At 45.7% G+C, this 13,370-nt stretch carries 16 protein-coding genes; 12 read left to right on the top strand and 4 right to left on the bottom strand.

Annotation, left to right across the window (positions count from 1 at the left end; genetic code table 11):
• The first annotated feature begins 79 nt into the window (after window positions 1–79).
• Genes V7Q13_RS08375 through rpiB form a run of 4 tightly spaced genes read left to right on the top strand, consistent with a single transcriptional unit; the run spans window position 80 to window position 3,328 of the window.
• Window positions 80–1,333: a hemolysin family protein gene (locus tag V7Q13_RS08375; protein WP_333800231.1), complete on the top strand. Its 1,254-nt coding sequence runs from the start codon at window positions 80–82 to the stop codon at window positions 1,331–1,333.
• A 9-nt stretch (window positions 1,334–1,342) separates the two neighbouring features.
• Window positions 1,343–1,897: a DNA-3-methyladenine glycosylase I gene (locus tag V7Q13_RS08370; protein ID WP_333800230.1), complete on the top strand. Its 555-nt coding sequence runs from the start codon at window positions 1,343–1,345 to the stop codon at window positions 1,895–1,897.
• 60 nt (window positions 1,898–1,957) lie between these two features.
• The gene (gene tatC, locus V7Q13_RS08365; protein WP_246186102.1) at window positions 1,958–2,824 is read left to right on the top strand and encodes a twin-arginine translocase subunit TatC; all 867 of its coding nucleotides are present in this window, start codon (window positions 1,958–1,960) and stop codon (window positions 2,822–2,824) included.
• A gap of 54 nt (window positions 2,825–2,878) precedes the next feature.
• Window positions 2,879–3,328 (top strand): ribose 5-phosphate isomerase B, encoded by a 450-nt coding sequence (gene rpiB / locus V7Q13_RS08360; protein WP_333800229.1) that lies wholly within the window; start codon window positions 2,879–2,881, stop codon window positions 3,326–3,328.
• Window positions 3,329–3,587: 259 nt separating this feature from the next.
• Here the strand turns inward: rpiB and V7Q13_RS08355 are convergent, their stop codons facing one another.
• Entirely contained in the window at window positions 3,588–4,112 is a 525-nt protein-coding gene (locus V7Q13_RS08355) for a tetratricopeptide repeat protein (RefSeq protein ID WP_333800228.1), read from the bottom strand.
• Window positions 4,113–4,269: 157 nt separating this feature from the next.
• Entirely contained in the window at window positions 4,270–5,553 is a 1,284-nt protein-coding gene (locus tag V7Q13_RS08350; protein WP_333800227.1) for an acetyl-CoA hydrolase/transferase family protein, read from the bottom strand.
• Window positions 5,554–5,621: 68 nt separating this feature from the next.
• Between V7Q13_RS08350 and V7Q13_RS08345 the strand changes: the two genes are divergently transcribed.
• Window positions 5,622–6,185 carry a DUF2911 domain-containing protein gene (locus tag V7Q13_RS08345; RefSeq protein ID WP_333800226.1) on the top strand — a complete coding sequence of 188 codons (564 nt, stop codon included), beginning with the start codon at window positions 5,622–5,624 and terminating at the stop codon, window positions 6,183–6,185.
• 10 nt (window positions 6,186–6,195) lie between these two features.
• Here V7Q13_RS08345 and V7Q13_RS08340 read toward each other — a convergent pair whose 3' ends face one another.
• Window positions 6,196–6,855, bottom strand: coding sequence for a carbonic anhydrase (locus V7Q13_RS08340; protein ID WP_333800225.1), 660 nt, complete (start codon window positions 6,853–6,855; stop codon window positions 6,196–6,198).
• Window positions 6,856–6,961: 106 nt separating this feature from the next.
• Between V7Q13_RS08340 and V7Q13_RS08335 the strand changes: the two genes are divergently transcribed.
• The 7 genes from V7Q13_RS08335 (at window position 6,962) to V7Q13_RS08305 (ending at window position 12,654) form a co-directional block, all read left to right on the top strand.
• On the top strand, window positions 6,962–8,170 hold the full coding sequence (locus V7Q13_RS08335; RefSeq protein WP_333800224.1) for a cystathionine gamma-synthase: 1,209 nt from the start codon (window positions 6,962–6,964) through the stop codon (window positions 8,168–8,170).
• A gap of 73 nt (window positions 8,171–8,243) precedes the next feature.
• The gene (locus tag V7Q13_RS08330; RefSeq protein ID WP_333800223.1) at window positions 8,244–8,513 is read left to right on the top strand and encodes a CBU_0592 family membrane protein; all 270 of its coding nucleotides are present in this window, start codon (window positions 8,244–8,246) and stop codon (window positions 8,511–8,513) included.
• 289 nt (window positions 8,514–8,802) lie between these two features.
• Entirely contained in the window at window positions 8,803–9,378 is a 576-nt protein-coding gene (locus tag V7Q13_RS08325) for a YceI family protein (RefSeq protein ID WP_333800222.1), read from the top strand.
• Between the two features lie 70 nt (window positions 9,379–9,448).
• On the top strand, window positions 9,449–10,831 hold the full coding sequence (locus V7Q13_RS08320; RefSeq protein ID WP_333800221.1) for a hypothetical protein: 1,383 nt from the start codon (window positions 9,449–9,451) through the stop codon (window positions 10,829–10,831).
• An 82-nt stretch (window positions 10,832–10,913) separates the two neighbouring features.
• Entirely contained in the window at window positions 10,914–11,531 is a 618-nt protein-coding gene (locus V7Q13_RS08315; RefSeq protein ID WP_333800220.1) for a hypothetical protein, read from the top strand.
• 23 nt (window positions 11,532–11,554) lie between these two features.
• Complete coding sequence (locus tag V7Q13_RS08310; protein WP_333800219.1) at window positions 11,555–12,328, top strand: TIGR02757 family protein; 774 nt, start codon at window positions 11,555–11,557, stop codon at window positions 12,326–12,328.
• 2 nt (window positions 12,329–12,330) lie between these two features.
• Window positions 12,331–12,654, top strand: a complete 324-nt coding sequence (locus V7Q13_RS08305) for a hypothetical protein (RefSeq protein WP_333800218.1) — start codon at window positions 12,331–12,333, stop codon at window positions 12,652–12,654.
• 32 nt (window positions 12,655–12,686) lie between these two features.
• Here V7Q13_RS08305 and V7Q13_RS08300 read toward each other — a convergent pair whose 3' ends face one another.
• Window positions 12,687–13,349 carry a sterol desaturase family protein gene (locus V7Q13_RS08300; protein WP_333800217.1) on the bottom strand — a complete coding sequence of 221 codons (663 nt, stop codon included), beginning with the start codon at window positions 13,347–13,349 and terminating at the stop codon, window positions 12,687–12,689.
• Window positions 13,350–13,370 lie beyond the last annotated feature (21 nt).

Genomic DNA, 13,370 nt, shown 5'->3' with positions numbered 1-13,370 from the left:
AGCCTGCCGGTTTTTTATCAGCATTCAAGAGCAGTTGCTATTGTTTACTTTTGAATCAATTCATTAAGTATTTTACGGTATGTACATCGCTATACTGATCATCGCATTATTGCTCACCGGTTTTTTTGCCGGCATGGAAATTGCCTTTATCAGCGCCAACAAGCTTAGCATCGAACTCAAAAAAAAACGGGGCAACCGGAGTGGGATGATTATTTCCCGCTTTCTCGAAAACCCATCCCGCTTTATTGGGGTGTGCCTCATGGGGTTCAATATTTTTCTGGTGCTGTATGGGCTGGTAGCCAGCGATGTGCTCAGTCAGGTTTGGCAGCTGTTGGGCATACATCAGCTGGACCAGTCGGGCACATTGTCGGTGGTTATTAATGTTGTCATTGCAGCTACATTGGTGTTGTTGTTTGAGTTTATTTTCAAAGCCATTTTCAGGGCTAAAAGCGAAGCACTCATTCATTTTTTCGCTCCCGTTATTCTTTTCTTTTACCGCATATTCGACCCCATCAGTATTTTGTTTGTCAATATTTCCACCTGGATTTTGAAATACATTTTTAATGTGCAGGTAGAAGACCCCAAGCGACCATTTAGCCGCATTGATCTGGAACATTATTTTCAGCAAACAAAAGAATCGGAAGAAGATCAGCCAGAACTGAATCAGGAATTATTTGAAAATGCACTGAGCCTGCCGGGAGTAAAAATTCGTAATTGTCTGGTGCCCCGCAAAGAGATTATTGGTATAGACATTCGCACCAATATACATACCGTTACGCAAAAAATGGTAGATACCAAGCTGAGCAAACTGGTGGTGTACGATGGCAATATTGATAACATACTCGGCTATGTACACCAACTGGATTTGTTTAAAAACCCCACAGATGTATCGGCTATTCTCATCAGCATTCCTGCTGTGCCAGAAAGCATGAGTGTATCGGACCTCATTAATAAACTAACCCGTGAACGCAAAAGCATGGCTTGGGTGGTAGATGAGTTTGGCGGTACTGCAGGTGTAGTTACTATGGAAGATTTGCTGGAAGAAATATTCGGAGAAATACATGATGAGTATGATACTGATGAGTTTGTAGAAAAGCAACTGGCCGAAGGCGAGTTCATGTTTAGCGGCCGCTTGGAGCTGGACTATCTCAACGAAAAATACCAGCTGGATTTTGAACGGGCCGAATCATCGGAAACGCTCAGCGGATTTGTAATCAACCATCATGATGTGCTGCCCCGCCAGGGCGATCGGATTATTATTGGCAACTATCAGTTTGAAATACTGAACATGAGTGATACCCGCATAGAATTGCTCAAGTTGAAACTGCTCTAATTTTTGTACATGAGCTATTGCACTTACGTAAACACACTGCCGCACAACGAGCAGCCGGAGCATCGTCATTACCACAATCATCAATACGGTTTTCCTATCGATAGCGATGACGAATTGTTTGGCCGATTGATTCTTGAAATCAATCAGGCTGGCTTAAGCTGGACGACCATTCTAAAAAAGGAAGACAACTTTAGGCAGGCATACAGTGGCTACAGAATTGCAGCCATTGCTGCTTATGGCGAAGATGACCGCCAGCGATTACTCAACGATGCAGGCATTATTCGCAACCGGCTGAAAGTGGATGCGGCCATCTACAATGCCGGCATGGTGTTGCAATTGCAGCAATCACATGGCAGCTTCAAGCAATGGATTGAAGCGCATCATCCGCTGCGCAAAGAAGAATGGGTGAAGTTGTTTAAAAAGCATTTTCGCTTTACCGGCGGAGAAATTGTGAACGAGTTTTTGATGAGCACCGGCTATTTGCCCGGAGCCCACGACGAAGATTGTCCGGTTTTTAAAAAGGCTGTAAAAGCAGGAGCTGCCTGGTGTACAGCCCGCCACTGATTGGCAAAAAACGCATGGCCTCAATCCTTACCTTTGGCCACCTAAAAAAACATTGGCACAGTGGCGCTAAAATTACTGGAGCGTAGAAAAGACGGGTTAGAAGAAGGCGCAGAAATGAGCTTCATCGACCACCTCGAAGAATTGAGGTGGCACATCATGCGGTCGGTGATAGCCGTACTGGTGGGCGCCATTACCGTGTTTGTGTATATCGATGAGGTGATGGATGTAATTATTTTTGGCCCCATCGAAAAAGGATTTGTAACCTACAGCTGGCTCTGCGAAATGGGTCAAAAAATGGGCATCGGCGATTCGCTTTGCCTGCCTACGCCCAACATACAAATGCAAACCACCACGTTTGGCGGGCAGTTTGTGAGCAGCATTACCATTGCCTTTGTATGCGGTATTATAGTGGCCTTTCCCTACATTTTTTGGGAGGTGTGGCGCTTTATAAAACCAGCCCTAAAGCCAGCTGAACTAAAAGCTACCCGTGGTGCTATCTTTTGGGTCACCTTGTTTTTTATGCTGGGTGTAGCGTTTGGTTATTTTCTGCTGGCACCGTTCACGTTCAGCTTTTTGGCCAACTATACCATTGGTACCAAAAACATTATTGAAACCCGCCCGGCGCTGAATGATTACATCGACAACCTGGTAGATATTACCGTGGGTGCTGGCCTGGCATTTGAACTGCCAGTGGTGAGTTTTGTGCTCACCCGCATTGGCCTTATTACGCCCCGCTTTTTGCGGGAGTATCGCAAGTATGCATACGTGGGCTTGCTGGTAATTGCTGCGGTAATTACACCCAGCCCCGATTTGAGCAGCCAGCTGCTGGTGGTATTTCCGCTCATTTTGCTGTACGAATTTAGTGTGATCGTATCGGCACGTATTTCTAAAAAGATTATTGCCGAAGAAGAAAAAGAATGGAGCTAACCCATAGGGTACCAGTACCTTTTCGGCAGCTTTTTTTAACACAAAACTTTTGTTATGACTTTCGATTTATCCTTACCGATTGCAATAGGCAACGACCATGCCGGTGTTGAATACAAAATGGCGGTGAAGCAATGGTTGCAGCAAAAAGGCTATGTGGTAAATGATTATGGTGCCATGACTACCGACTCAGTTGATTACCCCGATTTTGCGCATCCCACTGCGGCATCGGTAGAAAATGGCGTGTGTGCTTTTGGTATTCTTTTTTGTGGTAGTGCCAACGGCGTAGCCATCACCGCCAATAAACATCAGGGTATAAGAGCCGGCCTTTGCTGGGACAATGAAGTGGCTAAGCTCATACGCCTGCACAACGATGCCAATGTGATTTGTATTCCGGCTCGTTTTGTAGCACTGCCTTACGCTTTACAAATGATTGAAACCTTTATGAACACAGCGTTTGAAGGTGGAAGGCATGCCAACAGAGTGGGCAAAATTGCCTGCATGTAATATTGCTGTGAGTAAGAGATAAGCAGCAAAAAGGAGTTAGCTCACTATAGCTGCCACACCGTAAATAGTAACCAGCAGCAGTAAAAAAATGATAGCCAACGTAGTAACAGGCCTTGCAGAAAATTTCATAAAAAAAATATTTTCAAATCTATATCAGGCACCTATGCAAAATAGGTGCCGTTTTTTTCACGTAGTGTGTACAACTGCATAAACACACGACGTTTACAGAGCGTGTACTGCCAGTTGAAAAATAAATGCATTATTTTCTGCGGAAGCTCAGCCACGGCTTGTTTTGCCTGCCGATGTTCATTTTTGTTTGGCAACGTTCAATGTCGGTTTGGTAATCCCGCACCTTATCGTTGTTCATGGTTTGCAGCAATGCTTTGCGGTACCAATCCATGGCTTCGCTAAACTGGCCACGCAGTTCGGCTACCATGCCATACCTAAAGTACACCCAGCTTTTATCGAGGGTGCGAATGCCGAGGCAACGATCGAGAAACTCCCGCAGTTCTTCAAACCGCTCCAGCTCTACTAGTATGCTGGCCATGTGAAAATAAGGATGCGGATACAGCGGATCTGAAGCTATGGCCGCTTTGAAATGCACCTCTGCTTTCTGAAAATTTTCGAATTGTGTTTTATAAATCCAGCCGAGAGAATTGTGGGCGGGGGCATAATCTGGCTCTTCGTACAAAATTTCTTCGTACTTGCGAAAAGCCTCATGAAAGTTGCTGCTTCTGATATCGGCTTCAGCCTCCAGGTATAATTCTTCTGTTCTTGTGTTCATGTTGTTGGGGCCGCAGCATTGCTTGGCAAATGGCGGTTGGCAAAGGTGCAGCATTTATAGCGAGAGTGCATACAAATAGCAGCATGAAACCAACAAAATGCCCGCATCATAAATAGATACAACGGGCTATGTTAGTTGTTGAGGGAAAATTTATGTATTAAAACTTGTGAAACCTTTCGAAGCAGGCCCGCTCCAGCATTTCGCGGTCGTCGGGGTGCGAAATACTGATGAGCTCATGTGCCCGTTGCCGCAGGTTTTTGCCCCGCAAGTAAGCAATGCCGTACTCCGTAACTACGTAATGAATATGGCCACGGGTGGTAACCACACCTGCCCCTGGTTTTAAAAATGGTACAATGCGGGCAATGCCTTTGGCCGAACGGCTGGTAACGGCTATGATTGGTTTACCACCTTCGCTCAGGGCTGCACCACGCATAAAATCCATTTGGCCACCAATGCCGCTAAACTGACGGGTACCAATGCTATCGGCACACACCTGCCCGGTGATGTCTATTTCAATTGCACTGTTAATGGCCACCACTTTGGGATTGCGCCGGATAACATGCGGGTCATTTACATAATCAATATCGAGAAAGGCAAAGCTGGGATTGTCGTTTACATAATCGTACAAGAGGTTGGTGCCTACAGCAAAACCGGTAACCGATTTGTTGGGGTGAATGCGTTTGCAACGATTGTTGATGATGTCTTTTTGCACCAGCGGTACAATGCCATCGCTAAACATTTCGGTGTGTACGCCGAGGTTTTTATGATTGCCAAGGCATTTCAGCACAGCATCGGGTATGGTGCCAATACCCATTTGCAAAGTGCTGCCATCTTCAATCATCCCCGCTATGAGTTCGCCAATGCGCAGTTCATCAGCACCGGTTTTAGCACTGTAATCAATTTGTGGCAGCTCGGCTTCGTGCCACACCATGTGAGTAAAGCGGCTGTAGTGTACCATACCATCGCCATGGGTGCGGGGCACACGTGGATTGATTTGTGCAATAATGCAACCAGCAGTATTTACGGCACTGCGGGCAATGTCTACCGAAGCACCAAGGCTGCAATAGCCATGCTCATCGGGTGGCGAAACCTGTACCAGTGCTACATCTACAGGCATCACACTATTAAACAAGTCGGGTATATCGCTCAGGAATACGGGAATAAAATCGGCACGGCCTTCATTTACTGCCATGCGTACCGACTCACTCACAAACATGCAATTGATGTTGAAATGACCTTCATACTCAGGTTTGTCAACTACTATATCGCCCTGCACAGTTATGAAAACGAGCTCAACATTGTGCAGCCTGTCTTTGTGCTTGGCCAGTTCTGATAGCAAATGCAGCGGTGTTTGAGCACTACCATGAATGTATACTCTATGGCCGCTTTGTATAGCCTGCAATGCAGCCGAAGCTGTTACATAGTTGAGATTGGGTAACATGATTTTTACATTTTTGGTGGCATTTACAAAGTTGCAAGCCATTACTTTTGAAGTAAATGAGATATATCATGAAGGGAATAGGCAGTATGTTGTTGGCCATTGTTGTTGCATTGTCGGCTTCGGCACAGTTACAAATTACCGAACCCGATAAGTCACCTTTGGATGTTTCGTATCATCCGCATGGCTATCCTATTCTGAAGTTTCAAACCAAAACGGCACCGGCTACTCCTCATGCAAGGGTAATATACAGCAGGCCGCAAAAAAATGGCCGTACCATTTTTGGTGATGTAGTAAAGTACAATGAGCTCTGGCGGTTGGGTGCCAACGAGTGTACCGAAATTGAATTTTATAAAGAAGTAACCATTGGTAAAGCCAAACTGCCCAAAGGGAAGTATGCCCTTTTTTGCATTCCTCAAGCAGGCCAGTGGACCATTATTTTTAATAAAGGAGTAGATGCCTGGGGGGCTTTCAGCTACGATAAAACAAAAGACGTACTACGTACCAGCATCAACGTAGCCAATGCAGAAACAGTGGTAGAATTTTTTACCATGGTGTTCGACAACAGCGGCAATCTGGTAATACTCTGGGACAATCAAAAAGCATTGTTGCCCATTAAGTACGCTGCTAAATAAAGGATGAATTTTATTGTTCTGTAATGATACGCACCTTGCGGTCGTCTAAGTCGTAGTGAGCTCCTACTACTTGCAGCTTACCGTTGTGCAGTGCTTCCTGAATTACTGTTGATTGTGTCAACAGTTCTTTTACACCATGCCGTACATTGGCTTCTACACAATGGGCCAAGCGTTGTTGATCATTCACTGGTATGGCTTTTATTTCTGATTCATTGCGCAGGCTATCAATAATGCTTTTGATGTGATTATGAGGCAATGCACCACTTAGCATGGCTTCTACTGCGCCACAGCGTTCGTGCCCCATTACTATCACCAGTGGCACGTGTAAGTGTTCTACTGCATATTCTACACTGCCCAGTTCTACTTCGCTGATGATATTGCCTGCTGTTCTGATAACAAACAAATCGCCAAGCCCTTCATCGAAAATAAGTTCGGGTGCTACGCGGCTGTCTGAGCATGCAATCACCACTGCAAACGGATGCTGCCCTTCGGCAATTTCATGGGTGCGGTTGGCACTCTCATCTGGGTGAATAGGATGAACTGCGGCAAAACGGGCGTTACCATCCATTACTTTTTTGAGTGGTGTACTTGTTGCAACGGTTGCAGGTGCCGGTTGCTTGCAGGCTACAGCAAACAATATTGACGCAATAGCAATAAAAAAATGTTTCATAGCTCGATGGAGTTTAAACAGGCAAGCCATCGGTATGCTGGCATATGCTTGTACAAAGTAGCAGCAGTTGCCTGTGCAAATCTGTAACCTTCGTCACACTTAAAATATGATAGTCATCAGCCGGTGGCGGGCACGTGGCCAAATGCAGCATATTTGCAGTTCCAAATCATACACCATGAAGCTTGCCACCAAAATGATACATGCCGGTGCCGAACCGGATCCTTCTACCGGCGCCATTATGACGCCCATTTATCAAACATCTACCTATGTGCAGGCCGCACCCGGCGACCACAAAGGCTACGAATATGCCCGCAGCCAAAACCCCACCCGCTTTGCGCTGGAGGCCGCTTATGCCGAAATTGAAAACGGAAATTTCGGCCTTGCCTTTAGCAGTGGCGTAGCAGCTACCGATGCGGTGATGAAATTGCTGCAGCCCGGCGACGAAGTCATTTGCGCCAATGATATGTATGGCGGTACCTATCGCCTGTTTACCAAAGTGTATGAAAAGTTTGGTATTCGCTTTCATTATGTAAACATGCAGCAGGCCGATAACATCAAGGCGCATATCAATGCCAATACCAAACTCATTTGGACAGAAACGCCCACCAATCCGCTGATGAACATTACGGATATTGCTGCGGTAAGTACTATTGCAAAAGCTAGCGGTGTGCTGCTTTGTGTAGACAATACCTTTGCATCGCCCTACTTGCAAAATCCACTCGACCTTGGTGCGGATATAGTGATGCACAGTGCTACCAAATATTTGGGCGGCCACAGCGATGTAATACAAGGGTGCCTGGTAATGAACGATGCGGCACTCAAAGACCAATTGTATTTCATACAAAAAAGCTGCGGTGCTGTGCCCGGGCCCATGGATTGTTTTTTGGTATTGCGGGGTATTAAAACATTACACATACGCATGCAGCGCCATTGCGAGAATGGCGAGAAAGTAGCGCATTGGTTGCGGCAGCATCCTAAAGTAGGGCAGGTGTATTGGCCCGGTTTTGATGATCATCCAAACCATGCTATTGCCAAAAAGCAAATGCGTGGCTATGGCGGCATGATTAGTTTTGAATTGAAGGATGATAGTATGGATGAAGCCCGCCGGGTTTTGAGCAGCACAAAGCTGTTTTCATTAGCCGAAAGCCTGGGTGGTGTTGAGAGTTTGATTAACCATCCCGCCAGCATGACCCATGCTTCAATTCCCCGTGAAGAGCGGCTGAAAAACGGCCTCAGCGATACACTCATTCGCCTGAGTGTGGGTATAGAAGATGCAGATGATTTGATTGATGATTTGGCACAGGCGATTGGCTAAACCAGTAAAATATGAATTGTACCATGCCTGGCTGTATTGCCGGGCATTTTTTACCTCTTGTATAAATTGAAAAATGATGATGGAGCTGTCGATTGAAATATTGGGTTGGATTGCATCGGTACTGATTGTTGGTGCTTACTTTTTAAACATTCGCGGCAAGTTGTCTGCACAATCACCTTTGTATATATGGAGTAATCTCGTTGGCGGTTTATTTTTTATTATCAATACCATCTATCATGGTGCTTATCCATCGGCATTGGTAAATGTAGTGTGGGTTATCATAGCCGTAGTGTCTTTAATAACTTTAGCCAAAACCCGGAAAGAAGTAAAGAATTCGCAATAAGGACAGCGTCATAACTACAGTTTATGCAATAAAATTGCTTGTTTGGTATTGATTGATGAAAGACAAATGGCAATATCAATTTGCGCTGAAAGCCTTTACCCGAAAGGCTTTCAGCGCATTTCTATGTAAAGAGAGTGGGTGCTGGTGCAGGAATGTAGAATTCCCAGAATACGAATACATGATAATTGTCATGCGTGTACTTGACAACAATCACGGCACCTGCTGACAGCGAACATAAATGAGGCTTGTGTGGCGGACTACTTTTACATTGTCATTAAAGCTCACAATTATGGAACGCTTCAAAACGGGCATGCTAAATCTGGTACTGCTTCTCTTGCTTCAGCCAGCACTTGCACAAGTGACCTTAAAAACAAACGCAGTTAGTGTAGTAGTTGCCGGAACATCTACGTTGCACGACTGGGAAATGAAAGCAACGAATGGATCAATCGCCGCCAATTTCGAATTGGACGCTGCAGGAAAACCCACCGATCTCTTATCTCTCAATTTTGTTGTTGGTCCTACTGCACTCAAAAGTGGTAAAGAAGCCATGGACAACAATGCTTACAAGGCCATGGATACCAAAGCCTACAATGTCATCAAGTTTGCGGCAACCAGTGGTACTGTAACAGCACAAGGCAATAGCTACATTGTAAAATGTGTAGGCATGCTGCAAATAGCTGGCAAAGCAGTGAATACGGAGATTGTAGCTACCTGTACTGTAGGTGCCGATGGCAGCATCAGTTTCAACGGTAAAAAGGCTATCAAGATGACCACCTTTGGTGTAAAGCCTCCCACATTCATGATGGGCTCTATTAAAACAGGCGACGACATTACCATCAGCTTTAGCGGTGTAATGCGCAAATAACGTACGCATATTAGTGTTGATTAGAACGATAATCAGAAACCCCAACGATTTTCTAACCAAAATCTGTATCATGAAAAAGATTTCTCTGTATCTGGCCGCATTTACAATTGCCGCATTAGGCCTGATGCCTGCCAGCAGTTTTGCACAAGACGAAAAAGCTGAGAAAAAAGCAAAACGTGCTGAGAAAAAAGAACAAAAAGACAACTATTGGACCAACTTCCGCCAATACGACAAATCTGGTGTAAACGTATTTGAACCAGCCAAACAAGCTCCAGCTCCATTTGATGGTGTAAAGGTTCGCTTTGGTACCGGTTTTACACAGCAGTGGCAAAAGCTGGAGCATGAAAATGCCCGCAGCCTCGGTACCAGCGCCACTACTCCCGAATTGTATCCTCGTTTGGCTTCAGGCTTTGGCATTGCACAAGCCAACCTTTACATGGATGCGATGCTGGCAGAAGGTATTCAACTGAACGTGACTACTTACCTGTCTTCTCACCACCACAACGAAACTTGGGTAAAAGGTGGCTACCTGCAAATGGATAAGCTTCCTTTCAAAGGCGAATTCTTTGACAAAATCATGGAGAATGTACGTATCAAAGCTGGTCACTTCGAAATCAACTACGGCGACCAACACTACCGTCGTAGCGATGGCGGACACGCACTGTACAACCCCTTCATCGAAAACTACATCATGGATGCATTTGCCACTGAAGTAGCAGCTGAAGTGTACTATTTGAAAGGCGGAGCCATAGCCATGCTGGGTGTAAGCAACGGTTTGATCAACGGTGGTTATCAAAGACCAATCTCTGGTACAACAGTGTACAAGCGTGGCCCATCTCTCTATGGTAAAATTGGCTATGACGGTAAAGTAGGCGACGATGTACGTTTGCGTGTTACTGGTTCTTTGTATCACAACAACAATGATGGTCGCAGTACATTGTATGCCGGCGACCGTACCGGTAGCAACTACTCTTTTGTAATGGAGCCTCCAACCGCAACTGTAAAAGACAACTATACATCTGGTCGCTTGGGTGGTTTGAACTTCTCTCAGCAAATTACTGCCATGCAGTTGAACGCTTTCCTGAAAGCAGGTGGCTTTGAACTCTTCGGTACCATCGAAAATGCTAAGGGTCGCACCATTGCTGAAAAGATTGCCAACTTCAACAAGCGTTCAGTAAATCAGTTTGCTATCGACGGTATCTACCGCGTAGGTGCTAAGGAAAACTTCTTCCTGGGCGTACGTTACAACACCGTAAGTGGTCAAATGATTGCCAGCAACAGCAACGATCAAAAAATTAGCCGCCTGGCACTGGGTGCTGGTTGGTTCATCACCGAAAATATTTTGATGAAGGGTGAAATCGTAAATCAGAAGTACGAAGACTTCCCAACATCAGACATCCGCTCTAGTGGTAAATTCAACGGAGTGGTATTGCAAGCTATTGTGGGCTTCTGATGGATTGATTCCGTTTAACCGGGCCGACTTTTCCAAGTCGGCCCCTTTTTTTTATACCAATCCCCGTTATCTTTTCGGCCTCATGCGTATTTCGATTTTGATTGGCTGTTGGTGTATATGCTTCATGGCAATGGGGCAGCATGCTGTACCTGTTCCATCCTTTGCCAAAAAAGCAACCGCATGGCGTATAGAACGTAACAGCCGCATGCAAATAAAGGGGCAGTCAAACATTGGTAGCATCACTTGCGACAACCCATCGTACAAACGGGTAGATACCGTATGGCTGCTGCATAATGCTACAGGCGATAGTGTGGAAATACGGGGTAAAATACAGGTAGCGATGGTCGATTTTTCCTGCCACAATTATTTCTTTACTACCATGCTGCGCAAAACCCTGAAAGTAGACGAGCATCCCATGATGACCGTACGTTTTGCCCGCCTCGATAAACTTCCCATTCAACGGGTGGGCGCTGTTTCAAAAGTATACGGAACAGTAGAAATTTCGCTGGCAGGTGTTACCCGCTTATTCAGCCTGCCTATTGAAGTGTCAGAAATAGCACAGGGTGTTATAAAGTTGCAAGGCTGGCGCATATGCCGCCTCGAAGACTTTAACCTGAAATCGCCGGGCAGGGTGGCATTTATCAAAGTAAAAAATGAATGCCGCGTAGAGTTTGAATTACAACTCACCCGCTTGCATTAACAGCGGCTGCCTATTTTTGACAGGTGCAACAGCCCGCTTCGCTTATCCAATTTTTCAACGATAAAGTACAACAGTACAATCAGCCTGCTTTTATTGCAGCCGATCCGGTATGCATTCCGCATGCTTTTACCCAACAACAAGACATTGAAATTGCCGGATTTTTTGCGGCCATATTTGCATGGGGCAATCGCACCACCATTATTGCCAAAAGCAAAGAGCTGATGCAACTGATGGACAATGCGCCTCATCAGTTTGTAACACAACATCAGCCTACTGATTTGAAACGACTGCTGCATTTTAAACACCGCACATTTCAGGCAGATGACCTGCTGCATTGCATGCAGTTTTTTCAACAACATTATGCTACACACAAAAGTTTGGAAACGGCTTTCAGCCAATGGTTGCAACCAGCAGAAGAGACCATTGAAAAAGCATTAATTGGTTTTCGGCAGTACTTTTTTGCACAAGAACATTTGAAGCGTACAGAAAAACACATCAGCACACCAGCAGCTGGCAGCGCCTGCAAAAGGCTCAATATGTTTTTGCGCTGGATGGTGCGGAAAGATAAGGCTGGCGTTGACTTTGGTATATGGGAACGCATATCTCCGGCACAGCTCATTTGCCCGCTGGATGTACATGTGGCCCGTGTGGCCAGAAGGTTTAACTTGCTGCAACGTACACCCACCGACTGGCAAGCGGCACTGCAACTTACTTCGTATTTACGCAAGTTGGATCCGCAAGATCCGGTGAAGTACGACTTTGCTTTGTTTGGGTTGGGTGTGATCGAAAAATTTTAGGTATGCCACAGGCTGAAAAAATAGCTGACATAGAACTACTGCTGCAAGAAAAAAATGAATTGGTGCTGCAAGAGCCAGCCTGGTATCAGCAGCTGAAGGCGGCGGTGAACGAACTCATCAATCATCACTTTGATGACTTGCTGCAATTGCTGTATCGGGTAGATGTGTCGGAAGCAAAACTGCGGCAATTGCTGCACGATTTTCCGGCGGCCGATGCGGCTGGCATCATTGCCAACCTGCTGCTGGAGCGGCAGTTACAAAAAATAAAATCCCGCCGCGAACATGCACAGCGGGATGAAACTATTCCTGATGATGAACGTTGGTAAAAGGCTGTAAGATTGTATTTAACCTTCCAACGCTACTTCTTAAACATCAACTCCTGCACTTTATCCTTATCCTCTTTTTCTTTTTTCAAATCGAACATGGTGCCAAACACACGATCCCAAAAAGTAGAGCTCACACCAAAGCCCATGTGCTCATCTTTGTAATGATGCAGGTGATGATTGCGCCATAGCGGCTTCATGAATTTAAAGGGCGGATTCCACGCATGAATGGCGTAGTGCATACTGCCGTACAACAAATAGCCGAGCATAAACCCCGGGAAAAACATGAATGCATAATTGCCCATGAGCAGGTATTGCAGGCTGAAAATAATGCCTGCCAAAATGAGGCTGGGTACCGGCGGCATAAACAGCCGCTGCTTATCACGGGGGTAATGGTGGTGATTGCCGTGCAGCACATACGCAATGCGTTTGCCGGTGTCGCTATCGGGCATCATGTGAAACAGAAAGCGGTGGGCAATGTACTCAAACAGCGTCCAGCTGAAAAGCCCGATGAGCCAAACCGAAAAAATACGGGCTGTAGAAAAATCGTTGGCGGTAGCTGCATGGTAAACCATCCAGCCTAAAATGGGTAGGTACATGCCCCAAATAACCAGCGGGTGTGTTTTGGTGAGTGCTTCCAGGATGGGGTTTTCGAATAAACGTGCCTGCCCCTTGTTGTGAATTTTTTCGAATTGCATAACAAAGCTGTTTACTGAATG

Origin of the sequence: Phnomibacter sp. (assembly GCF_036803085.1) — a bacterium.
Taxonomy (GTDB): domain Bacteria; phylum Bacteroidota; class Bacteroidia; order Chitinophagales; family Chitinophagaceae; genus Phnomibacter.
This window is presented reverse-complemented; position numbering and strand designations above follow the sequence as displayed.